Source organism: Microbacterium sp. 71-36, from assembly GCF_001898305.1.
Classification (GTDB): domain Bacteria; phylum Actinomycetota; class Actinomycetes; order Actinomycetales; family Microbacteriaceae; genus Microbacterium.
On sequence record NZ_MKTP01000001.1, the window covers coordinates 560,147 to 581,580 of the forward strand.

The 21,434-nt window shown below is 70.3% G+C and carries 21 protein-coding genes, 1 tRNA gene and 1 other RNA gene; 11 read left to right on the forward strand and 12 right to left on the reverse strand.

Translation table 11 applies throughout. From position 1 onward, the window contains the following. Positions 1-59: 59 nt before the first annotated feature. Together BGO45_RS02850 and BGO45_RS02855 are read left to right on the forward strand one after the other, a co-directional pair. Positions 60-896: an inositol monophosphatase family protein gene (locus BGO45_RS02850; protein WP_292690766.1), complete on the forward strand. Its 837-nt coding sequence runs from the start codon at positions 60-62 to the stop codon at positions 894-896. Beyond that, positions 896-1,471 carry a hypothetical protein gene (locus tag BGO45_RS02855; RefSeq protein ID WP_292692828.1) on the forward strand — a complete coding sequence of 192 codons (576 nt, stop codon included), beginning with the start codon at positions 896-898 and terminating at the stop codon, positions 1,469-1,471. The genes BGO45_RS02850 and BGO45_RS02855 overlap by 1 nt, the downstream gene beginning before the upstream one ends. Here the strand turns inward: BGO45_RS02855 and BGO45_RS02860 are convergent. Next, entirely contained in the window at positions 1,462-1,716 is a 255-nt protein-coding gene (locus BGO45_RS02860; protein ID WP_292690768.1) for a hypothetical protein, read from the reverse strand. The two genes, BGO45_RS02855 and BGO45_RS02860, sit on opposite strands and share 10 nt — an antisense overlap. Before the next feature lie 60 nt (positions 1,717-1,776). On the opposite strand from BGO45_RS02860, the gene BGO45_RS02865 reads away from it, so the two are divergent. After that, the gene (locus tag BGO45_RS02865) at positions 1,777-2,316 is read left to right on the forward strand and encodes a YaeQ family protein (protein ID WP_292690770.1); all 540 of its coding nucleotides are present in this window, start codon (positions 1,777-1,779) and stop codon (positions 2,314-2,316) included. A 51-nt stretch (positions 2,317-2,367) separates the two neighbouring features. On the opposite strand, the gene ssrA is transcribed toward BGO45_RS02865, so the two are convergent. Further along, positions 2,368-2,737: a transfer-messenger RNA gene (gene ssrA / locus BGO45_RS02870) on the reverse strand. Positions 2,738-2,868: 131 nt separating this feature from the next. Between ssrA and BGO45_RS02875 the strand changes: the two genes are divergently transcribed. After that, on the forward strand, positions 2,869-3,516 hold the full coding sequence (locus tag BGO45_RS02875; protein WP_292690772.1) for an SIMPL domain-containing protein: 648 nt from the start codon (positions 2,869-2,871) through the stop codon (positions 3,514-3,516). 3 nt (positions 3,517-3,519) lie between these two features. Here BGO45_RS02875 and smpB read toward each other — a convergent pair whose 3' ends face one another. The 4 genes from smpB to prfB all read right to left on the reverse strand — a co-directional run bounded on the left by smpB (position 3,520) and on the right by prfB (position 7,169). After that, positions 3,520-3,996, reverse strand: coding sequence for an SsrA-binding protein SmpB (gene smpB / locus BGO45_RS02880; RefSeq protein ID WP_292690774.1), 477 nt, complete (start codon positions 3,994-3,996; stop codon positions 3,520-3,522). 51 nt (positions 3,997-4,047) lie between these two features. Next, positions 4,048-4,965 (reverse strand): permease-like cell division protein FtsX, encoded by a 918-nt coding sequence (ftsX, locus tag BGO45_RS02885; protein WP_292690777.1) that lies wholly within the window; start codon positions 4,963-4,965, stop codon positions 4,048-4,050. Continuing rightward, the gene (ftsE, locus tag BGO45_RS02890; RefSeq protein ID WP_292690779.1) at positions 4,962-5,954 is read right to left on the reverse strand and encodes a cell division ATP-binding protein FtsE; all 993 of its coding nucleotides are present in this window, start codon (positions 5,952-5,954) and stop codon (positions 4,962-4,964) included. The genes ftsX and ftsE overlap by 4 nt, the downstream gene beginning before the upstream one ends. Positions 5,955-6,056: 102 nt before the next feature. Further along, the gene (gene prfB, locus BGO45_RS02895) at positions 6,057-7,169 is read right to left on the reverse strand and encodes a peptide chain release factor 2 (RefSeq protein ID WP_076490187.1); all 1,113 of its coding nucleotides are present in this window, start codon (positions 7,167-7,169) and stop codon (positions 6,057-6,059) included. Between prfB and BGO45_RS02900 the strand changes: the two genes are divergently transcribed. The 3 genes from BGO45_RS02900 (at position 7,168) to BGO45_RS02910 (ending at position 11,167) form a co-directional block, all read left to right on the forward strand. Then, positions 7,168-8,463, forward strand: a complete 1,296-nt coding sequence (locus BGO45_RS02900; RefSeq protein ID WP_292690781.1) for an MFS transporter — start codon at positions 7,168-7,170, stop codon at positions 8,461-8,463. The two genes, prfB and BGO45_RS02900, sit on opposite strands and share 2 nt — an antisense overlap. Before the next feature lie 162 nt (positions 8,464-8,625). Further along, positions 8,626-10,383 (forward strand): M20/M25/M40 family metallo-hydrolase, encoded by a 1,758-nt coding sequence (locus tag BGO45_RS02905; RefSeq protein WP_292690783.1) that lies wholly within the window; start codon positions 8,626-8,628, stop codon positions 10,381-10,383. A gap of 118 nt (positions 10,384-10,501) precedes the next feature. After that, positions 10,502-11,167 (forward strand): DUF1275 family protein, encoded by a 666-nt coding sequence (locus BGO45_RS02910; RefSeq protein ID WP_292690785.1) that lies wholly within the window; start codon positions 10,502-10,504, stop codon positions 11,165-11,167. A 46-nt stretch (positions 11,168-11,213) separates the two neighbouring features. On the opposite strand, the gene BGO45_RS02915 is transcribed toward BGO45_RS02910, so the two are convergent. Next, entirely contained in the window at positions 11,214-12,242 is a 1,029-nt protein-coding gene (locus BGO45_RS02915; protein ID WP_292690788.1) for an NADPH:quinone reductase, read from the reverse strand. A 129-nt stretch (positions 12,243-12,371) separates the two neighbouring features. Between BGO45_RS02915 and BGO45_RS02920 the strand changes: the two genes are divergently transcribed. Further along, positions 12,372-12,453, forward strand: a tRNA-Leu gene (locus tag BGO45_RS02920). A gap of 51 nt (positions 12,454-12,504) precedes the next feature. Beyond that, entirely contained in the window at positions 12,505-13,251 is a 747-nt protein-coding gene (locus BGO45_RS02925; protein WP_292692830.1) for a VTT domain-containing protein, read from the forward strand. 9 nt (positions 13,252-13,260) lie between these two features. On the opposite strand, the gene BGO45_RS02930 is transcribed toward BGO45_RS02925, so the two are convergent. After that, a complete protein-coding gene (locus BGO45_RS02930) occupies positions 13,261-14,124 on the reverse strand; it encodes a Ku protein (protein ID WP_292690790.1) in 864 nt (287 codons plus the stop codon). 214 nt (positions 14,125-14,338) lie between these two features. On the opposite strand from BGO45_RS02930, the gene BGO45_RS02935 reads away from it, so the two are divergent. Then, positions 14,339-16,720: an ATP-dependent DNA ligase gene (locus BGO45_RS02935; protein ID WP_292690792.1), complete on the forward strand. Its 2,382-nt coding sequence runs from the start codon at positions 14,339-14,341 to the stop codon at positions 16,718-16,720. Between the two features lie 3 nt (positions 16,721-16,723). Here the strand turns inward: BGO45_RS02935 and BGO45_RS02940 are convergent, their stop codons facing one another. The 4 genes from BGO45_RS02940 to murI form a co-directional block, all read right to left on the reverse strand. After that, positions 16,724-17,641 (reverse strand): cation diffusion facilitator family transporter, encoded by a 918-nt coding sequence (locus BGO45_RS02940; RefSeq protein ID WP_292690794.1) that lies wholly within the window; start codon positions 17,639-17,641, stop codon positions 16,724-16,726. Positions 17,642-17,727: 86 nt separating this feature from the next. Continuing rightward, a complete protein-coding gene (gene rdgB, locus BGO45_RS02945) occupies positions 17,728-18,324 on the reverse strand; it encodes an RdgB/HAM1 family non-canonical purine NTP pyrophosphatase (protein WP_292690796.1) in 597 nt (198 codons plus the stop codon). Position 18,325: 1 nt separating this feature from the next. Beyond that, positions 18,326-19,051: a ribonuclease PH gene (gene rph / locus BGO45_RS02950; protein WP_292690797.1), complete on the reverse strand. Its 726-nt coding sequence runs from the start codon at positions 19,049-19,051 to the stop codon at positions 18,326-18,328. Between the two features lie 33 nt (positions 19,052-19,084). Continuing rightward, positions 19,085-19,903: a glutamate racemase gene (gene murI, locus BGO45_RS02955; protein ID WP_292690799.1), complete on the reverse strand. Its 819-nt coding sequence runs from the start codon at positions 19,901-19,903 to the stop codon at positions 19,085-19,087. A 206-nt stretch (positions 19,904-20,109) separates the two neighbouring features. On the opposite strand from murI, the gene BGO45_RS02960 reads away from it, so the two are divergent. Further along, entirely contained in the window at positions 20,110-21,432 is a 1,323-nt protein-coding gene (locus tag BGO45_RS02960) for a nicotinate phosphoribosyltransferase (protein ID WP_292690801.1), read from the forward strand. The last annotated feature ends 2 nt before the right edge of the window (positions 21,433-21,434 follow it).

A 21,434-nucleotide genomic window follows, 5' to 3' on the forward strand; every position in this document is an offset into this window, starting at 1 on the left:
TTACCAGGGGTGACGCGACCTCACCAAATCGACCCAGGCACGCCGTCTATCCTGGACGCGTGTCCCCCATCGATGAGCCGCTCTCGACCGCCGCGACCTCCGACTCGTCCCTGAGCAATGACCTGGCGCTGGCGTTGCGTCTCGCCGACGCGGCCGACGCGGTCGCCATGGCGCGATTCGACGCGACCGACCTGCGGATCGACACCAAACCCGACCGCACCCACGTCACCGAGGCCGATCTCGCCACCGAACGCGCGATCCGCGAGATCCTGGATGCCGAGCGCCCCGACGACGCCATCCTCGGCGAGGAGTACGGCGTGTCCGGCGAGACGTCACGCCGGTGGGTCATCGACCCGATCGACGGCACCCACAACTACATGCGCGGCATCCCCGTGTGGGCGACCCTGATCGCGCTGAACGTCGACGGCGTGCCGCAGGTCGGAGTGGTGAGCCAGCCCGCCCTCGGACGCCGGTGGTGGGCGTCGACCGGTCGCGGCGCGTGGACCAACGGCCGCGACGGCGAGCCCCGTCGCATCCATGTCTCGGCGGTCGACGACATCGCGCAGTCGAGCATCAGTTTCCAGAGCATCGAGCAGTGGGACGACGTCGACCTCGTGCCGACGCTCGAGCGCCTGGCGCGTGCCGTGTGGCGCGACCGCGGCTACGGCGATGCCCTGCCCTACATGTGGCTGGCCGAGGGACGCCTCGAGCTCGTCGCGGAGTTCGGCGTGAAGGAGTACGACATCGCCGCGATCGCGCCCATCGTGCGCGAGGCCGGTGGACGCTTCTCGGCGTTCGACGGCACGGACCGTCTCGACGCGGAATCCTCGCTCGCGACCAACGGCGTGCTCCATGACGACTTCCTCGCGCTCCTGCACCACGAGGACGCCCCGTGATGCGCCGCACTGTCGTCGCAGCGTCGGCCGCACTCCTGTCGGCTCTCGTGCTCACCGCGTGCGCCCCGACCGCCGCCGCACCGGCCACTCCTTCGGCGGCAGCGACGGGCGACACCGCCGCCTCCCCGACCACGTCCCCGACGGACGCTCCGGATGCCGACACCCCCGACCCGACGTGCGAGACGATCATCCTCTCGTCGACCGCCGCCGACTTCGAGAGCATCGGATGGAAGCCGCAGAGCGAGCCGTTCCGGGTCGGAGCGACGGAGGTGCCCGACGGCATCCTGTGCAAGTGGAGCGACGGCTCCGTCACGGCAGGCACGGTTCAGATGTTCGGGTGGGCGCCGATCGACGCCGCCGCCGCCGAGAAGGCCGAGGGCGACCTCGTCGCTTCCGGATGGAAGCGTGAAGAGGGCGCCGGCGACGAGGTCTACATCACCGAGAACCCCGACTGGCTCGCCGGGCGCGGTGCCGACGGCTACGGCATCACCTACCTCTTCGGCGACGGCTGGGTGAAGGTCGCCGACACGAAGCAGAGCCTCGTGCTCATCGACTGGCCGCCTGCTCAGCGGTAGGGATTGACGGCGTCGACGGATCCGGATGCCGCGTGCCCCTGGTCCCACGCGTCGCCCCGCGCCTCGCGCTCACGCCAGAGGCCGTCGAGCTGCAGGATCCGCTGCGACAGCGCGACCCAGTCGCTCCATCCGCCGACCGGCGCCGAGGAGCCGTCGGAGCCGACGGCGCGCCACCGCGCACCCTCGGCATCCGGGTCGAGCTGGAACGGGCCGACGTCGATGCGCTGGGTACGGGGATCGGACATGCTCCGACGGTAGGTCGCGAGCGCGGTGGCCGGCAAGCCGGTCGCGTAGGCTCGGTCGTCGTGGCTATCGGCGCGACCATTCACACGTTCACGGTGCAGCTCTCGGACGTCGATCGCGGCGTGTACGACGAACTGCAGCTCCGGGTCGCCCGGCATCCCTCCGAGACCGACCCCTACATGCTCACCCGCGTGCTCGCGTACTGCCTCGAGTACGAGGACGGCATCGCCTTCAGCGAGGGCGTCTCCGCGACCGACGAACCCGCCGTGATGGTGCGCGACCTGACCGGCGCCCTCGTGGCCTGGATCGAGGTCGGAGCGCCGGATGCCGCCCGCCTCCACACCGGCAGCATGAAGGCCGAGCGGGTCGCGGTCTACACCCACCGCGACCCCGAGAAAGTCGCCGCACCCTGGGCGGGCAAGCGGATCCACCGCGGCGACGAGGTCCTGCTGCATTCGTTCGATGCGGGGTTCGTCGAGAAGATGGCGGCGGCGATCGAGCGCCGGAACACCGCGACCCTCACGCGCACCGAGGGCCGTGTGTACCTCGAACTCAACGACGCCTCGGGCGAGAGCGACGTGCACACGCGCCCCGCGGCATAGAGAAACCCCCGCCCGCGAGATGCGGGCGAGGGTTTCTCCGGTGACGATGGTTCGTGGAGCTGGGGGGAATCGAACCCCCGTCCAACGCTGGGTCTCCGCGTTTTCTCCGGGCGCAGTCTGTGCAGACGTTCTGCTCGGCCCCGACCTTTGTCACAGACACCTAAGTCGACAGGCCCAGTCCGGGAAGAGTCCCGCGTGACGTCCGGACGCCATCACGCAGCAAGACCCCTAAATGACGCCAGGATCCGTGGCGGGGTCACACACGGTCTGACGGACTATCGGGCTCGCTTAGGCAGCGAGGGCGAAGTCAGTGCGCTTAGCATCGGCACTTATTGTTTTGCAGGGAGCGTTTACGAGATAACCCCACATCCTCGGCCCGCTTCTCGCGGGTTCGCAGGCGCTGTCGAAACCGATCAGCCCCGGGAACTCCGTGAAGGAGCGACCATCGTCACACTGTTGACTTGCCAATCGGATGCCGAAACACCCGAGCATCTCAGTCTACAACGGATGCGCACCCTGGGCCATTCCGCACCACTCCCCTAGGCTCGCCGCATGAGTCAGGTCACCATCACCGTGCGGGGCGAGAGCGAAACGCGCGTCCGCGCCGAGGAAGCGGCGGTGCGCGTCACCGTGTCCACGGACGGACCCTCGCGGGGTCCCGTGGTGGAACGGGCGCAGGAGCGGGCGGCATCCGTTCAGGACGGGCTGGTCGCGCACCTGCGCTCCGGCGAAGTGTCGGAGTGGTCGAGCGCCCGCGTGTCGGTGTGGTCCGACCGTCCGTGGAACAACGAGGGCGTGCAGCTGCCGCTGGTGCACCACGCCAGCGTCGAGCTGTCGGCGACCTTCACCGACGCCGGCGCGCTGTCGTGGTGGCTCGGCGACGTCGCAGAGTCCGACGACGTGCAGGTCACGGCGGTGGACTGGCGTCTCGCGCGCGACACCCGTGTCGCGGTCGAGCGCAGGGTGGCCGCCGCCGCCGTCCAGGTCGCCGTGGACCGGGCCGCCGCCTACGCGGAGGCGTTGGGGCTGGCATCCGTCACCGCCGTCGAGATCGCGGACGCCGGACTGCTGGAATCCCGGCCGGAGGGTGCGGCACCGCGGATGATGTTCGCCAAGGCCGACACCGGCCCGTCGTTCAGCCTGCAGCCGCCCGAGCTCGTCGTGAGCGCCACCGTCGAGGGGCGCTTCCTCGCCGAGTGAGGGTCACTCCCCCAGGCGGTTCTTCGTCCGCATGGCGCGTTCGGCCTCGCGCTTGTCTTCGCGCTCGCGGATCGTCTGACGCTTCTCGTACTCGCGCTTGCCCTTGGCGACCGCGATCTCGACCTTCGCACGACCGTCCAGGAAGTACAGACGCAGCGGAACGAGCGTGTACCCGCCCGCGGCCACCGCGTGCGACAGCTTGACGATCTCGTCCTTGTGCAGCAGGAGCTTGCGCGTGCGCTTGGCCGAGTGGTTCGTCCAGTGCCCCTGCGAATACTCCGGGATGTGGACGGCGTCGAGGTAGGCCTGACCGCCGTCGATGTAGGCGTAACCGTCGGTGAGGTTCGCGCGCCCCTGGCGCAGCGACTTCACCTCGGTGCCCGTCAGAACCAGGCCGGCTTCGTACGTCTTCTCGATCGCGTAGTCGTGACGCGCCTTCTTGTTCGACGCGATGAGCTTCTCACCCTGCTCACGAGGCATGGTGCCACCTCCTCATGATTCCGGGCACACAGAGCCTGTCAGTCTACGCGATCAGGCACGCAGCCAGCGGCGGATCGCGAAGCTCGCGCTCAGAGCCGCCAACAGCACGCCCAGGACGATGATCACCGGCACCACGATCGCGACGTCCGACAGTCCCACCCACGACGTGATGAACGAGATCCGATCACGCAGGTACTGATTGACTCCGACCTCGACGATGCCCCAGACGGCGACGCTCGCGAGCGCCGAACCGATCAGCGCGGCCAGCACGCCCTCGAGGACGAACGGGGTCTGGATGAACCTGTTCGACGCGCCCACGAGGCGCATGATGCCCAGTTCCCGTCGGCGGGCGAAGGCCGACAGACGGATCGTGGTCGCGATCAGCAGCACCGCGGCGATGAGCATCAGACCGGCGATACCGACGGCGACATAGGTCGCGACCGTCAGCGTCTGGAACAGCGGCTCCAGGTACTGCATCTGGTCGGTGACCTCCTCGACGCCCGCTTGGTTGCTGAACGCCTCGGCGATCACGTCCGACTGGCTCTGATCGACCAGGTTGATGCTGAAGGTGGCGTTGAACTGATCGGCCGTGACGACGTCCGCGATGTCGGCGGACAGCAGACCCTTCGCGTTCTCGAACGCCTGATCGCTGGTCTGGAAGGTGAAGTTGCGGATCAGCGGGGCCAGTGAAGGTCCCTCGAGCGTCGCCTGCACCTGGTCGATCTGTTCCTGGCTGGCCGCCTCGCCCGCGGCGCAGGACGGCTTGTCGGAGACCGTGGAGCACATGAAGACGGCGACCTGAGCGCGATCGGCCCAGTACGACTGCATCTTGCCGATCTGCATCTGCATGAGCATGGCCGCGCCGACGAACGTGAGGGAGACGAACGTGACCAGGATGACGGAGATGACCATCGAGGCGTTGCGACGCAGGCCGGAGAACGCCTCCGAGAGGATGAGACCGAATCTCATGAGGTGGGTCCCACTTCGTCGTCGCGATCGTTCTTGTCGGCGAGGCCGAGGCGGTCGGCGAGGCCGAGCGCATCGACGTCGGGCGTCGTGACGGGCACCGATCGCGTGTGCGTCGGGGGCTCGGGTGCCGCTTCGGACGCCGTCGCGGCGCGCTCCGCCTCGACGCGCCGGGCTTCCTCGAGGTTCAGCGGCTCGACGGCACCGGTGATGTGCGCGACCTCGCGCTGCACCTCGAGGACGGCCGTCAGGGCGGCGACCGCCGCCGCGCCCTTCTCGACCTCGGGGGCGAGTCGGGGCAGTCCGGACGTGTCGCCGTAGCCGCCGCGCCGCTCGTCACGGACCATCTCGCCGTTGCGGAGCTCGATCACGCGGCGCTGCATCTGGTCGACGAAGCCGGCCTCGTGCGTGGCCATGACCACGGTCGTGCCGCCGGCGTTGATGCGAGCCAGGAGCTGCATGATGTCGATGGACGTGGCGGGATCCAGGTTTCCGGTCGGCTCGTCGGCGAGCAGCACCTGGGGGCGGTTCACGAGGGCGCGCGCGATCGCGACGCGCTGCTGCTCACCGCCGGACAGCTCGTGCGGCAGACGCTTCTCCTTGCCGTCCAGGCCGACGAGCGCGAGCACCTCGGGCACGGCCTGCTGGATGAAGCCGCGGGAGGCCCCGGTGACCTGCAGCGTGAAGGCGACGTTCTGGTGGACCGTCTTGTTGGGCAGCAGACGGAAGTCCTGGAACACCGAACCGATGTGACGCCGGAAATAGGGCACCTTCCGGTTCGACAGCGTGCGCAGGTCGCGCCCGAGGACGACGACCCTCCCCTCGCTGGGTGTCTCGGCCCGCAGGATGAGCTGCAGGCACGACGACTTCCCGGAGCCGGAGGCTCCCACGAGGAAGACGAACTCTCCGCGCTGCACCTCGAAGTCGACGGCGTTCAACGCCGGTCTCGTGGTGCCGCGATACCGCTTGGTGACGTTCTCGAACCGGATCATGGCTCGACGAGCCTAAGCGCGCGGCCCGCCCAGTCCGACAGGACGCGCCGGGTCGCGAAACCGCGAGAGTCCTATGGATGCCACGCCCGTGGCATCCCTCACTCAGTCGTCGTCGTCCTTGCGCTTGCGCCAGCGGATGCCGGCCGCGATGAGGCCGTCCAGGTCGCCGTCGAAGACGACCGCGGGGTTGCCGACCTCGTATCCGGTGCGGAGGTCTTTCACCAGCTGCTGGCCGTAGAGGAAGTAGGAGCGCATCTGGTCGCCCCAGCTCGCGGTGATGGTGCCCGCGAGCTCCTTCTTCTTGGCCGCCTCTTCTTCGCGCTTGAGCAGCAGCAGGCGGGTCTGCAGGACGCGCATGGCGGCAGCGCGGTTCTGGATCTGCGACTTCTCGTTCTGCATCGAGACGACGAGCCCGGTTGGGATGTGCGTGATGCGCACAGCCGAGTCGGTCGTGTTCACCGACTGGCCGCCGGGACCCGACGAGCGGAACACGTCGACGCGGATGTCGCCCTCGGGGACCTCGACCTCGACGGCCTCCTCCATCACGGGGATGACCTCGACGGCGGCGAAGCTGGTCTGACGCTTGTCGGCGCCGCCGAACGGGCTGATGCGCGCGAGGCGGTGGGTACCGGCCTCGACCGACAGCGTGCCGTAGGCGTAGGGGACGTCGATCTCGAACGTGGCCGACTTGATCCCCGCGCCCTCGGCGTAGGAGGTGTCCATGACCTTCACGGGGTACTTGTGGCGCTCGGCCCACCGCAGGTACATGCGCAGGAGCATCTCGGCGAAGTCGGTCGCATCGTCGCCGCCCGCGCCGGAGCGGATCGTGACGACCGCGGATCGCGCGTCGTACTCGCCGTCGAGGAGGGTCTGCACCTCGAGCTGGCCGATCACGTCGCGCAGCGAGGCGAGTTCTTTGCGCGCCTCGTCGGCGGACTCCTCGTCCTCCATCTCGTTGGCGAGCTCGACGAGCACCTCGAGGTCGTCGAGACGCTGCTCGATCTCGGTGATGCGCTTGAGTTCGGCCTGACGGTGGCTGAGGCGGCTGGTGACCTTCTGGGCGTTGTCGACGTCGTCCCAGAGGTCGGGAGCGCCCGCCTCTTCGTTCAGGCGTTCGATGTCGGCGGTGAGTGCGTCGACGTCGACCACGGCCTGAATATCGGCGAAGGTCGAGCGCAGCGCCTGGATGTCGGCGGCAAGGTCCAGTTCGAGCATGACACTCCAGCCTATCGTGGAGACGATGACGAGCGACTCCCCCCGCGATGTGCTGGTCCGCTTCGCACCGATGATCTACGGCCCCACGCTCCTCTTCGCCCTCGGCGAGGGGGCCGTGATCCCGTTGATCCCGGTGATCGCCAGCCGTCTGGGCGCGGACGTCGCCCTCGCGGCGCTCATCGCGGCCGCGCTGGTGGTCGGCCAGCTGTGCGGCAACATCCCGGCGGGGTGGGCGGTGGCGCGGTTCGGAGAGCGCCTCACCATGGGCGCCGCGGGCATCGTCATCCTCGGCGGGCTCGTCGGCGTGGTGTTCGCGAACTCGCTCGCCGTGTTCGCGGCAGCGGTGTTCCTGATCGGATTCTGCGCGGCATCCTTCGCCCTCGCCCGACATTCGTTCATGACGACGCGGGTTCCGCTGCATTTCCGCGCACGGGCACTGTCGCTCCTGGGCGGCACGTTCCGCCTCGGCATGTTCGTCGGCCCGTTCATCTCCGCCGCCCTCCTCGGGATCTTCGGCGACGAGTCGGCTTCGATCGCGTTCTTCGCCGTGTGCCAGGTCGCGACGATCCTGCTGGTCTTCCTCGGCCCGGATCCGGAGCGCGCGATCGCCGCGCCGCTCACGGGAGCCCCCCGAGCGGTGGATGCCGAGGACACCGGCGAACCCGTGACCGGCTCGATCCCCGCGGTGGAGCGAACGGGCGTGTTCCGCACGATGTGGAGGTTCCGGGGGGTGCTCGCACGTCTGGGGCTGGCCGCGGCCTCGCTCTCGGCCGTCCGCTCGGCCCGCCAGGTCGTGCTGCCCCTGTGGGGCGTCTCCCTGGGCCTGGACGCCTCGACGATCGCCGTGGTCGTGGGCGTCTCCGGCGCGATCGACTTCGCCCTGTTCTACGCCAGCGGCCAGGTCATGGACCGATTCGGCCGCCTCTGGGCCGCGCTCCCGGCGATGATCCTCATGGGCGCGGGGTTCTTCGCGCTGTCCGTCACCCACGAGTTGGACAGCGCCTCGATGTGGTTCGCGATGTTCGCGGCCGTGCTCGGCGTCGGCAACGGTCTCTCCAGCGGCATCCTGCTCACCCTCGGCGCCGACATCGCCCCGCCGACCGATCCGGCGGCCTTCCTCGGATCGTGGCGCACGCTCACCGACGGCGGCGGCGCGATCGCCCCGGTCCTCATCTCGCTCGTGACCGCAGCGATCTCGCTTCCCGTCGCCGTCGCGGCGATGGGCGTGATCGCCGTCGCGGGGGCCGTCGGCTTCGTCCGCTGGGTGCCACGGTACGTGCCGCGCACGCCCTGATCGCGCTCCGCGGATGTTTCCGAGCCGTAAACATTCCTGCATCTGTTGTTCATCGACGGAAATTGTGGTCACAATCGTGACCACTGCCGCCTTCTCAGGGCGTCAGGAGTCATTCCCCCCTGGATGATGCGGGCGCAGGTGCCCGCGGAGAGGTGCAATAACGTGCCCAGAAACACCCTGTCGACCCCTCCCCCGCGCGCGAGACGCGCGACCTGCCTGATCGCCGCCGGCGCACTCGTCGGCGGTTCCCTCCTGATCGCTCCGGCGGCCACGGCGGCGCCGGACGACGGGCCCGAGACGCTCGGGCTGACCGGTGCGGACGTCATGACCCACCTGACCGAACTCGCGGAGATCACCGAGTCGTACGCCGACCGGGACTACCGCGCGTTCTACGCCCCCGGGTACACCGCCGCCGCGGAGTACGCGGAGCAGGTCCTGGCGGACACCGGTGCCTTCACCGTCACGCGTCAGGAGTTCGAGCAGCCGTACTCGACCTTCGGCGACGTGCGCCTGACCGTCGACGGCACCGCGTACGAGGGGTCGCACTTCGACCTGTCGGAGGGCACCGACGCCCCGTACACGGCGCCGTTGGCGCAGCCGACCGCCGACGACGAGGGTCTGCGGCTCGGGTGCGCCGCCGACGACTTCGCCGAGGTTCCCGACGGCGCGATCGTGCTCGTGCAGCGCGGCGTGTGCACCTTCGAGGAGAAGATCGGCTTCGCCTCCGGCGCCGGAGCGGGCGCGGTGTTCGTCTACAACAACGCTCGTCCCGTCGAAGAGGGTGTGGGCCCCGACGACCAGCTCACGAACGTCGGGTCCGGCGACCGGAACGAAGCCAACGCCCCCGCCGCCACCCTGCCGCAGGCCTCGGGCGAGACCCTCGCGGCCCTCATCGACGCCGCCCCCGAGGACGCCCCGGTGGAGGGGACGGCCGAGATCGTCAAGGAGTTCCTCGTCGGCAAGACCTTCAACGTCATCGCCGACAGCATCGCCGGCGACCCCGAGGACACCATCGTCATCGGAGCCCACCTCGACGGAGTCCCGGAAGGTCCCGGCGTGAACGACAACGCCTCCGGCTCGGCGGCGATCCTCGCTCTCGCCGAGAAGATCGCGGCATCCGACGTGCCCAACGACAAGCGGATTCGCCTCGCGCTCTGGAGCGCCGAAGAGGTCGGTCTCGTCGGTTCGACCCACTACGTCGACGACCTCGTGGCCAACGACCCGGCCGAACTCGCCCGCATCTCGGCGTATCTGAACTACGACATGATCGGGTCGGAGAACTTCACGGTCGGGGTGTACGACGCGAACCGCTCGACGTACCCCGCCCCCGACGTGGACATCCCCGCCGGATCCGCCGAGCTGGAGAAGGTCTACACCGACTACTTCGACGGCGTCGACCAGCCCTGGGTCGACAGCGAGTACTCGGGACGCTCCGACTATCAGGCCTTCATCGACAACGGCATCCCCGCGGGCGGACTGTTCTCGGGTGCGGACGATCTGAAGACCCCCGAGCAGGCCGCGCTCTTCGGCGGGGAGGCGGGAGTCATCATGGATCGCAACTACCACACGGCCGATGACACGCTCGCCAACGTCAGCCGGGAGTCGATCGACATCTTCGCCCCCGCCATCGGCAACGCCACCGCGGTCCTCGCGTGGAACGCGGTCGAGCCGTCGCCCGAGCCCACCGATCCCGGAGCGGAACCGTCACCCGAGCCGAGCGTCTCGACGAGCCCGTCACCGACCGCGACGGCTGCACCCGCGGCGACCTCGGGTCCGCGCGGATCCCTCGCGAACACCGGCTCCGAGGTCGAGGGCTCCCCGCTGCCGCTCATCGGCGTCGGCATGCTCGCCGTGGGTGTCGTCATCGCGGTGGGAACGATCGTCCACCGTCGTCGCGCACAGAGCGACGACGCCGCGTAATACCGGATACACGGGCGGGGTCGTGCACGACGGTGCGCGACCCCGTCGCCGTGTCGGGCTCGCACGAGTACGACCCGATTTGCCGTCGGAACCCGTCACGCTCGACGATGTTGCCCGGATGCACACCGATCGACGGAGGGATGCCGTGATGAAGGACGTCGACCGTGGCTCGCTCGCCGTCTCCGCGGCGCTGGCCTCCGTCGCGGGATTCGTCGACGCGATCGGCTTCCTCGATACCGGCGGTCTGTTCGTGTCGTTCATGAGCGGCAACTCCACCCAGGCGGCGGTCGAGGTGGTCGGTCCGGGCCCGCTGATCGCGCTCGCGTCCGTCGGCATCATCGCCGCATTCGTCGCCGGTGTGACCGCCGGCGGCGTCGCCACCACGCTCGTGTCGCGACCGCGGCCCTGGATCGTCGGCGGAGCGGCGGTCGTCGTGGGCTCGGCCGCGCTGCTCGCCCTCGGCGGGTCCGCGACCCTGTGGCGGGCCGGTCTCCTCGCCGCCGCGATGGGGGCGTTGAACACGCTCTTCCTCGCCGACGGCCGTGCACGCGTGGCGATCACCTACAGCACCGGAACACTGGTGAGCCTCGGTCTCGCGCTCGCATCGCTCGTCACCGGCGGTTCCCGGACGGCGTGGCGACGTCCGCTGCTCCTCTGGGCTGCCCTCGTGACCGGCGCCGTCGTCGGCGCGCTGGCCCACCGGGCCGGCAGCACGGTCGCCCTCGCGCTCGCGAGCGCGGCGCTGGGCGCCTGCGCGCTCATCCTCGCCCGTCAGCCGAGGTGACTCCCCGCGGAGTCCTCCCCGGCCTCGCCCGAATCAGTGAGAACGGTCAGCCATCGGCGTCCGTGACCCGGATGAGCACCTTTCCCGTCTCGCCCGCCTCGACGGCGTCATGCGCCGCGGCCGTCTGATCCAGCGCGAACGACGTCAGCGGCAGTCCCGCGGATTCGCCCACGGGCAGCACCCCGTCGGCGACGGCGGCCGAGACGTCCTCCGCGGCAGCGAGCAGGGCGTCCTCACCGACGGTGTAGAGCAGCAGGCCCTGCCAGCGCACATTCTTCGCGAAGCTCTCGCGGACCGCCGCGGTGAAGGTTCCGCCACCGTTGTCGGCGTAGTACCCGATCGAACCGTGGTTGGCCACGACCTCGACATCGAGGGCGGCGTTCTCGGCGATCGCCACCTCGACGATGTGGTCCACGCCCTGCGGGGCGAGATCGCGGATCGCATCGGCCAGCCCATCGTCCGGATAGCGCAGAACGTGGTGCGCACCGGCCGCGCGGGCGAGCGTCACCTTCTCGGCGCTGCTGACCGTCGCGATCACGGTCGCCCCCGCCCAGACCGCGAGCTGGATCGCCGCGTGGCCCACGGCTCCAGCGCCGCCCTGCACGAGGACGAACCTGCCGTCGAGGGCTCCGGGTGTCAGCCGCGCGGGCCCGAACTCGTGAACGGTCAGGGCGCGGTGCGCCGTCATCGCGGGAACACCGAGGCTCGCTCCGAGTTCGAACGACGCCCCGTCGGCGAGCGGCACCGCGCGCGCCGCGGGGACGACGGAGTACTCGGCGGCGGTCCCGGTCGGACGCTGATGCGCGGCCAGGTAGATCCACACGCGGTCACCGACGGCGAGACTCTCGACGCCCTCGCCCACGGCATCCACTGTTCCCGCGCCGTCCTGGTTCGGGGTGACCTCGTCGGCGACGAGCGGACGTCCGACCGTGGCGCGCGCCTTCCAATCGGTCGGATTCACGCCGGACACTGCGACGCGCACCCGCACCTCACCCGGACCGGGTTCGGGGATCTCCCGATCGACGAGCGAGAGGACGGACGAGTCGCCGGGCGTGGAGTAGACGATGGCCTTCATACGAAAGGTCAAGGGCGCCGGGCGCGTCGGCATTCCCGCGACACGCGCCCGCGGCCGGCGCAGAGCCGCCGCAGTTGACGGCGGCTTCACATGGAGCGTGGGACCCGCAGCCCTAGAATGAGTCAATTCGCGGGAGTGGTGAAACCGGCAGACACGCAGGATTTAGGTTCCTGTGCCTTCGGGCGTGGGGGTTCAAGTCCCCCCTTCCGCACGGACATCCCTTCCACGACACCGTTTCTCCTGACCCGACGGGACCGATGTGATCCACTCCGCAGGCCTGCTCCCCTGGCTGGACCCGGCCGCCATCATCACCAACTCCCAGCCGTGGGCGCTCCTGGTGGTGTGCTTCATCATCTTCGCCGAGACGGGCCTCCTGATCGGCTTCCTCCTTCCCGGCGACACGCTTCTGATCATGGCCGGGCTGCTCTCGCACTCGACTCCCGCGGCGCCCGACGGGGTGTTCGGCATCAACGCGTGGTGGGTGGCGCTGGCCATCGGTTTCGCCGCGTTCGTCGGCGGCGAAGTCGGCTACTTCATCGGCCATAAGGCGGGCCCCTCGATCTTCGAGCGCAAAGACTCCGGCGTCTTCAGCCGGAAGAACGTGGAGCGCACGAACGCGTTCTTCGAGCGCTTCGGGGGCATCACCGTGATCCTCGCCCGATTCGTTCCGGTCGTGCGCACCTTCGCCCCCATCGCCGCCGGCGTGGGGCACATGCCGTGGCGCAAGTACTCGCTCTACAACCTCATCGGGGCGATCATCTGGGGCATCGGCCTGACGATGCTGGGCTACGCCGTGGGGTACATCCCGTTCGTGCGCGACATCGTGACCGAGTACATCGACGTCATCCTGCTCGCCGCCGTCGCGGGGACGGCGATCTTCATCGCGGTGCACTACTTCCGCGAGCGGGCTGCAGCCAAGCGCGAGGCGGCCGCGGGCGTGCCCACCGATTCGGCATCCCTCGTCCTCGACCCCGAGACGCTCGAGGACGGCGACCACCGCGCTCGCTGATCGCGGCGGTCACGACGCCTTCGACGCGTTCTTCTTCGACTCCGCCTTCTTCTTCGGCGCGGGTTCCTCCGACTTCCCGGCGCGAGCCGCGCGCGTGCGCTCGACGCTCGCGCGGAGGGCCTCCATCAGATCGATGACCTCGCCGCCGTCGTCGTCGGCATCCTGTTCTCCGAAGGTGGCGGCGGTGTCGATGGCGTCCCCCTGCTCGAGCTTGGCGTCGATGAGCGTCCGGAGCTCGCGCTGGTACTCGTCGCCGAATTCGTCGGGGTCGAAGTCCTTCGAGAAGCTCTCGACGAGGGAGGCCGACATCTCCAGCTCCTTCGCCGAGATGCGGACGTCCTCGTCGAGCGAGGGGAACTCCGCCGCTCTCACCTCGTCGGCCCACAGCAGCGTCTGCAGCACGAGGATGTCGCCGCGGGTGCGCAGCGCCGCGAGCCGCGTCTTCTGCCGCAGCGAGAACCGCACGATCGCGGTGCGGTCGGTCTGCTCGAGCGTCTTCCGCAGCAGGACGTAGGCCTTCGGCGACGACGAATCCGGCTCGAGGTAGTACGCCTTGTCGAGCGTGAGCAGGTCGACCTGGTCGCTTGGGACGAACTCGACCACCTCGATCTCGCGGCTGCGCTCGCTCGGAAGCGACGCGAGGTCGTCCTTGGTCAGCACCACCGTCTGCTCGCCGTCGTCGTACGCGCGGTCGATGTCCTGGTAGGGCACGACCTCTCCGTCGACCTCGCAGATGCGCTGGTAGCGGATGCGTCCGCCGTCCTTGTTGTGCACCTGGTGGAGCGGCACGTCGTGGTCCTCGGTGGCGGAGTACACCTTGACGGGCACGTTGACGAGGCCGAAGGTCAGCGCGCCCTTCCAGATCGATCGCATGCGTCCAGTGAACACCCCCGGCACCCCGGATGCCGAGACCCTTGCGCCGGGTCCCTCACCCGCTGACCCCTGTCCCGCTCTCCGGAACAGTTCGGGTAGTTGCAGGTCGGCGGCGCCCCCCGACACCGGATCACCCCTCAGATCCGGAGCGCGGCACGCGGGTGCGGCGCAAGCCCCACGGTATCCACCCCCTCCGCCGCTCTACGCTGGGGCGATGGCGGAGCAGACGGTGCGCATCGACGGCCGTCGGCTGCGGCTGTCCAACCTCGACAAGGTGCTGTACCCCGAGACGGGGACCACCAAGGGCGAGGTCATCGACTACTACAGCCGCATCGCCCCCCGCCTGCTCCCCCACGTCCGTGGCCGTCCGGTGACGCGAAAGCGCTGGCCCGACGGGGTGGGGACGGCGAGCGAGCCCGGTGAGCCGTTCTTCGCGAAGGCGCTGGAGCCCGGAGCTCCGGACTGGATGCCACGGCATCCCATCGATCATTCGTCGGGTGCGAAGGACTATCCGCTGGTCGAGGACGTCCCGGCGCTGGTGTACCTCGCCCAGGTGGCGAGCCTCGAGCTGCACGTGCCGCAGTGGCGCTTCGACGGCGCCGGGGTCCGACAGAATCCCGACCGCATCGTCCTGGACCTGGACCCCGGGCCCGGCGTCGGACTCGCGGAGTGCGCCGAGGTCGCCCGATGGGCGCGGGCGATCCTGCTCGACATCGGCCTCGACCCGCAGCCGGTCACCAGTGGGAGCAAAGGCATCCATCTCTACGCGCACCTCGACGGGACGCAGACCAGCGACGCGGTCAGCGCGGTCGCGAAGGAACTGGCCCGGGCGATCGAGGCCGATCACCCCGACCTCGTCGTGAGCCAGATGTCCAAGGCCGCGCGCCCCGGCAGGGTGTTCATCGACTGGAGCCAGAACAACGGCTCGAAGACGACCATCGCGCCGTACTCGCTGCGCGGCCGTGCCGAGCCGACCGTCGCCGCCCCGCGCACGTGGGAGGAGCTCGACGACCCGGGCCTGCGCCACCTGCTCTTCGCCGAGGTGCTCGAGCGTTCCGGCGATCCGCTGGCGGCGGTCGACCCCGTCGACGGCCCCCTTCGCGCGTACATCGCCAAGCGCACGGCCGGTCGCACCCCTGAGCCGGTGCCGGACGCCCCGCACGCCGCGGCCGCGAACGGCGGACTCCCCCGCTTCGTGATCCAGGAGCACCACGCCTCGCGGCTGCACTGGGACCTGCGTCTCGAGCGCGACGGCGTGCTGGTCAGCTGGGCGGTCCCCAAGGGCGTCCCGGCGACGACGGGGAGGAACAGCCTCGCCGTGATGACCGAAGACCACCCGATGCAGTACCTCGACTTCGCGGGCGAGATCCCCCGCGGACAGTACGGCGCCGGAACGATGACCGTCTGGGACACCGGTACCTATGAGCTCGAGAAGTGGCGCGACGACGAGGTCATCGCGACTCTGACCGGTGGCCCCGACGGCCCGCTCGGACGCGTCCGCCTCGCGCTCATCCGCACCGAGGGCTCCGGCGAGAAGTCGCAGTGGCTGCTCCACCGGATGAAGACGGATGCCGACGGCCGCCCGCAGAGCGAAGGGGAGGTCGTCGTGCCCGCCGCTCCCCCTGCCGCCGACCTGCGCCCCATGCTCGCCACCGCCTCCACAGCGGGTCTGGCCCGCGCGGCGGCCGAACGCTGGGGGCGAGCGTGGGTCGAGATGAAGTGGGACGGCATCCGCGGCGTCGGCATCTGGGACGGGGAGCGCCTGCGCCTGCGGTCGCGCAACGGAAACGACCTCACCGCCGCCTACCCCGAGCTCACCTCCGTCGACCTCGGCCTGGGGTCGGCACCCGCCGTGATCGACGGCGAGATCGTCGCCCTCGACGTGCACGGGCGTCCGAGCTTTCCGCTGCTGCAGAAGCGCATGAACCTCGCCCAGGCGCGCGACATCGCGCAGGAGGCCGCCCGGACCCCGGTCCACCTGTACGTGTTCGACGTGCTCGAGGTCGGCGGACGCGACGTCACGGGACTCCCCCTCGCGGAGCGCCACGAGATCCTCGAGCGCCTCGCTGCCGACGCGACGCCCGTCGTCGTGGTGCCCCCGGTGTTCGACGATGTCGAGGCGGCACTGGCGGCGAGCGGGCGATTCGGGCTCGAGGGCATCGTCGTGAAGGACCCGCACGCCCCGTACCGGCGGGGTCAGCGCTCCGACCGCTGGCTCAAGGTCAAGCACTCGCGCACGCAGGAGGTCGTCATCGGCGGCATCCGGCCCGGGAAGGGCAACCGCGCGGGCACGATCGGCTCGCTCCTGGTCGGCGTGCCGTCGGCGGACGGCCTGCAGTACGCGGGGCGCGTGGGCTCGGGCTTCGGCGAGCAGACGCTCGCGCGCCTGTCCGCGCTGCTGGAACCCCTCCGGGCGGATGCCGATCCGTTCGTGGGCGTCCCCGCCGCCGACGCGCGCGACGCACGATGGGTGCGCCCTGAGCTGGTGGGCGAGGTGGAGTTCGCCGAGTTCACGCCCGGCGGCATCCTGCGCCAGGCGCGCTGGCGGGGGCTGCGGCCCGACAAGGACCCGGCCGAGGTCGTCCGCGAGGACTGAGTGTCAGGCGTGCTGCGCGTCGTGCTCGACGTGACCGGCGGGTTCGAGCTGGAACGTCGAGTGCTCGACGTCGAAGTGGTCGGCGAGGCACGTCTGGAGGGATGCCAGGATCCGCGACGCCCGACCGTCGGTCAGGGCCGCCTCCTCCACGACGACGTGGGCGCTGAACACCGGCGCTCCGCGCGTGAGCTGCCACACGTGGACGTCGTGCACGTCGACGACGCCGTCGGCCCCGCGCAGGTGCTCGCGGATCTCGGCCACGTGCACGCCCGTCGGTGCGGACTCGGTCAGCACCGCCATGACCTCGCGCAGGAGCCCGATGGCCCGCGGGACGATCATCACCGCGATGAACAGCGAGGCGATGGCATCCGCCTGCACGAACCCGGTCGCGACGATGACGATGGCCGCGACGATCACCGCCGCGGATCCGATCAGGTCGCCGAGCACCTCGAGGTACGCACCGCGCACGTTGATGCTGCGCTTCTGCGCGCGGCCCAGCAGCCACATCGACACGGCGTTCGCGAGCAGCCCCACGACGGCGACCACGAGCATCAGACCGCCCTGCACCTCGGCCTCGGCGGGGGCGAGCAGCCGCTGCACGGCTTCGAACGCGACCCACAGGCTCAGGACGATGAGCACGATGCCGTTCACGAGCGCCCCGAGCACCTCGGCACGTTGGTACCCGAACGTGCGGCGGTCGTCGGCGGGGCGCGCCGCGATCGCCGTCGCGATGAGCGCGACGACCAGCGCCGCGGCATCGGTGAACATGTGCGCGGCGTCGGCCAGCAGTGCGAGCGAGCCGGTGAGGATCGCGCCGACGACCTGCACGATCATCACGGTCGCCGTGAGGCTCAGGGCGACCGCGAGCAGCCGTCGGTGTCCGGCATCGCGGATGCCGCCGGCGGGCGCGTGATCGTGCATGCATCCAGGCTAGAGCCGGGTCCCCGGGTGCAGAGGCGTTTCGGGCTAGTCGGGAATGAGAGCGGTTTTCGCTCTCGGCGCGAGTGTCAGAGCGTCTGCAGCAGCGGCACGAGGCTGCGGAACGCCCGCGCCCGGTGCGACTGGGCGTTCTTCTCCTCCGCCGACCATTCGCCGACCGTTCGCTCCGCGTCGGCATCCTGTCCGTCCGGAATGAAGATCGGGTCGTAGCCGAAGCCGCCGGGGCCGGCGGGCGCCGTCGCGAGTCGGCCGGGCCAGCGACCCTCGACCGTGTCCTCGGTGCCGTCGGGGCGCACCAGCGCGATCACCGACACGAACTGCGCCGTGCGGTGCGGGTCGGCCACATCGGACAGCTGGTCGAGGAGCAGCTCGAGGTTGACCGCGGCATCCTTCTTGTGTCCCGCCCAGTAGGCCGAGAAGACGCCGGGCGAACCGCCCAGCACGTCCACCGCGACGCCGGAGTCATCGGCCAGGGCCGGAAGCCCCGTGTGCGCCGCAGCCGCGCGGGCCTTGATGAGGGCGTTGGCGGCGAAGGTCACGCCGTCCTCGACCGGCTCGGGGCCGTCGTACCCGACGACCTCGAGGTCGGGACGGGTGGCGGCGACGATCGCCTGGAACTCCTCGACCTTGTGCGGGTTGTGCGTGGCCAGGACGACGCGGGCCACGTCAGTCCTCCAGCGCCGCGGACTGCAGGTCGCGCAGCTGCGCGCAGCCGTTCACGCCGAGCTCCAGCAGCTGGTCGAGCTCGCGCTTGTCGAAGGGCGCGCCCTCGGCGGTGCCCTGCACCTCGACGAAGAGGCCGCGGCCGGTGACGACGACGTTCATGTCGGTCTCGGCGCGGACGTCCTCGACGTAGGCCAGGTCGAGCATGGGGGTGCCGTCGATGATGCCGACCGACACGGCGGACACCGAGTCGACGAGCACCTCGGACCGCTGCGCGATGAACTTCTTCTCGCGACCCCAGGCGATGGCATCCGCGAGGGCGACGTACGCGCCCGTGATCGCCGCGGTGCGGGTGCCGCCGTCGGCCTGCAGCACGTCGCAGTCGATCACGATCGTGTTCTCGCCGAGCGCCTTCGTGTCGACGACGGCCCGCAGGGCGCGGCCGATCAGACGCGAGATCTCGTGCGTGCGGCCACCGACCTTGCCCTTGATGCTCTCGCGGTCGTTGCGGCTGTTCGTCGCGCGCGGGAGCATCGCGTACTCGGCCGTGACCCAGCCCTTGCCCTTGCCGGTGAGCCAGCGCGGCACGCCGTTCGTGAACGAGGCGGTGCACAGCACCTTCGTGCCGCCGAACGTGATGAGCGCGGAGCCCTCGGCGTGCGCGGACCACCCCCGCTCGATCGTCACGGGGCGCAGCTGGTCGTCGGTCCGGCCGTCTTTGCGGGTCATGGGTCCTCCTCAGGACGGAATGGATGCCACGCCTCAGCGCGGCAGGTCGATGGCGCCGGTCTGCACCAGCTGCACGTCGCGGATCTCGCGACCCATCAGGCGGTGCGCGAGGCGCACGAACTCGTCGGCCGAGGCGCCCGTGGCCTCGTAACGGTGGGTGGGGACGGCATCCGGCCCCGCCAGCAGGTCACCGGACACGAGCTGGCGGTACACGTCCTTCGCGGTCTCGCTGTCGCTCGAGACCAGGCTCACCTCGGGGCCCATCACATAGCTGATGGCGCCCTCCAGGAACGGGTAGTGCGTGCACCCGAGGACGAGCGTGTCGACACCGGCGCGGCGGAGCGGCGCGAGGTACTCCTCGGCGACCGCGAGCACCTCGGGCGAGTCGGTGACCCCCGCCTCGACGAACTCGACGAACCGCGGTGCCGCCTCGGCGAAGACGGTGAGACGCTCGTTGACCTCGAGCATGTCCTGGTAGGCGCGGGAGCCGATCGTGCCCACGGTGCCGATCACACCGATCCGACCGTTGCGGGTCGTCGACATCGCCGTGCGCACCGCCGGGCCGATGACCTCGACCACGGGAACGTCGTAACGCTCGCGGGCGTCGCGGAGCATGGCGGCGGATGCCGTGTTGCAGGCGATCACGAGCATCTTCACGCCCTGCTCGACCAGCGTGTCCAGCACCTCGAGCGCGTACCGCCGGACGTCGGCGATCGGCTTCGGCCCGTAGGGCGAGCGCGCGGTGTCGCCGATGTAGAGGATCGACTCCCGCGGCAGCTGCGCCGAGACCGCGCGGGCGACGGTGAGACCACCGACTCCGGAGTCGAAGATGCCGATCGGCGCGTCGTTCATAGGCATCCAGCCTACCCGGCGGCCGCTGCGCGGCCGGGTGGGACAGCTCGGCGTTCCGGACTCCGGAGAATCCCGCCGATCCGCGGATCGGCGTCGGCGACGGCATGCGTCTCGAGCGGAAAGTCCGGAGTCCGGCACGGCAGCCGGCCGTGTCAAGCGCGATCGCGGGCCCAGGGAAGGCGGCGCGGCCGCAATAGGCTGGCGCGATGACCCGCAGTACGGCCCTCCTCACCGACCGCTACGAACTCACCATGCTCGATGCGGGACTCCGTGACGGCACCGCGCACCGCCGCTGCGTGTTCGAGGTCTTCGGTCGACGCCTCTCCGGTGGCCGACGCTTCGGCGTCGTGGCCGGAACCGGGCGACTGCTCGACGCGATCCGCGACTTCCGCTTCGGCGACGACGAGCTCCGTTACCTGCGCGACAACCGGATCGTGGATGCCGGCACCCTCGACTACCTCGAGGGGTACCGCTTCACGGGCTCGATCACGGGCTACCGCGAGGGCGAGGTCTACTTCCCGGGTTCGCCGCTGCTCACGATCGAGGGGACGTTCGCCGAGGCCGTGATCCTCGAGACGCTCGCCCTGAGCGTGCTGAACTTCGACTCCGCGGTGGCGACCGCGGCCGCGCGGATGAGCGTCGCCGCGGGCGACCGCCCGCTCGCCGAGATGGGGTCGCGTCGAGCCGGCGAGGAGTCCGCCGTCGCGGCAGCCCGCGCCGCCTACATCGCCGGGTTCTCGGCCACGAGCAATCTCGAGGCGGGCCGCCGCTGGGGCGTCCCGACCATGGGCACCGCAGCCCACGCCTGGACGCTGCTGCACGACAGCGAGGAGGACGCGTTCCGGTCGCAGATCGACGCGCTCGGTGCCGGAACGACGCTGCTCATCGACACGTATGACATCGCCGAGGGCGTTCGGACGGCGGTGCGCGTGGCCGGCACGGAGCTGGGTGGAGTGCGCATCGACTCCGGAGACCTCCCGATCGTCGCCGGGGAGGTGCGCACGCTCCTCGACGAGCTCGGTGCCACCGGGACGCGCATCACCGTCACGAGCGATCTCGACGAGTTCGCCATCGCCGCCCTCGCCGCCGCACCCGTCGACAGCTACGGCGTCGGCACATCGGTCGTGACGGGATCGGGCACACCGACGGCGGGACTGGTCTTCAAACTGGTGGCGCGCGCCGCGGCGGACGGCTCGTGGGTCCCGGTCGCGAAGGCCTCGGCTCAGAAGGCCTCGCACGGGGGCCGTAAAGCCGCGTTCCGCACGCTCGACGCCGGAACGGCCACGTCGGAGCTGATCGTCGTGAGCGAGGGCTTCGAAGAACTCGCGACGGCCGCCGAGCACCCCGACGCCCGGGCGCTCCAGGTCCCGCTCGTCGTGGCCGGCGAACCCGACACCGCGGCCCTCGGGCCGGAGGGAGTGAGAGCGGCGCGCGTCCACCATGCCCGCGTGCGCGAGGAACTGCCCGTACGCGCGCTCGCACTGAGCCGCTCCGAGCCGGCACTGCCCACCGAGTACGCGGAAGCCTGAGC

What these genes read in the sequence shown, in the direction of transcription:
- ftsX (WP_292690777.1), bottom strand. Translation starts at nt 4,965, where the DNA reads ATGAGATTCGGTCTCATCCTCTCGGAGGCGTTCTCCGGCCTGCGTCGC.
- BGO45_RS02935 (WP_292690792.1), top strand. Translation starts at nt 14,339, where the DNA reads ATGGCGGAGCAGACGGTGCGCATCGACGGCCGTCGGCTGCGGCTGTCC.
- BGO45_RS02875 (WP_292690772.1), top strand. Translation starts at nt 2,869, where the DNA reads ATGAGTCAGGTCACCATCACCGTGCGGGGCGAGAGCGAAACGCGCGTC.
- BGO45_RS02860 (WP_292690768.1), bottom strand. Translation starts at nt 1,716, where the DNA reads ATGTCCGATCCCCGTACCCAGCGCATCGACGTCGGCCCGTTCCAGCTC.
- BGO45_RS02910 (WP_292690785.1), top strand. Translation starts at nt 10,502, where the DNA reads ATGCACACCGATCGACGGAGGGATGCCGTGATGAAGGACGTCGACCGT.
- BGO45_RS02915 (WP_292690788.1), bottom strand. Translation starts at nt 12,242, where the DNA reads ATGAAGGCCATCGTCTACTCCACGCCCGGCGACTCGTCCGTCCTCTCG.
- BGO45_RS02930 (WP_292690790.1), bottom strand. Translation starts at nt 14,124, where the DNA reads ATGCGATCGATCTGGAAGGGCGCGCTGACCTTCGGCCTCGTCAACGTG.
- BGO45_RS02900 (WP_292690781.1), top strand. Translation starts at nt 7,168, where the DNA reads ATGACACTCCAGCCTATCGTGGAGACGATGACGAGCGACTCCCCCCGC.
- murI (WP_292690799.1), bottom strand. Translation starts at nt 19,903, where the DNA reads ATGAACGACGCGCCGATCGGCATCTTCGACTCCGGAGTCGGTGGTCTC.
- prfB (WP_076490187.1), bottom strand. Translation starts at nt 7,169, where the DNA reads ATGCTCGAACTGGACCTTGCCGCCGACATCCAGGCGCTGCGCTCGACC.
- ftsE (WP_292690779.1), bottom strand. Translation starts at nt 5,954, where the DNA reads ATGATCCGGTTCGAGAACGTCACCAAGCGGTATCGCGGCACCACGAGA.
- BGO45_RS02960 (WP_292690801.1), top strand. Translation starts at nt 20,110, where the DNA reads ATGACCCGCAGTACGGCCCTCCTCACCGACCGCTACGAACTCACCATG.
- smpB (WP_292690774.1), bottom strand. Translation starts at nt 3,996, where the DNA reads ATGCCTCGTGAGCAGGGTGAGAAGCTCATCGCGTCGAACAAGAAGGCG.
- BGO45_RS02940 (WP_292690794.1), bottom strand. Translation starts at nt 17,641, where the DNA reads ATGCACGATCACGCGCCCGCCGGCGGCATCCGCGATGCCGGACACCGA.
- BGO45_RS02855 (WP_292692828.1), top strand. Translation starts at nt 896, where the DNA reads ATGCGCCGCACTGTCGTCGCAGCGTCGGCCGCACTCCTGTCGGCTCTC.
- rph (WP_292690797.1), bottom strand. Translation starts at nt 19,051, where the DNA reads ATGACCCGCAAAGACGGCCGGACCGACGACCAGCTGCGCCCCGTGACG.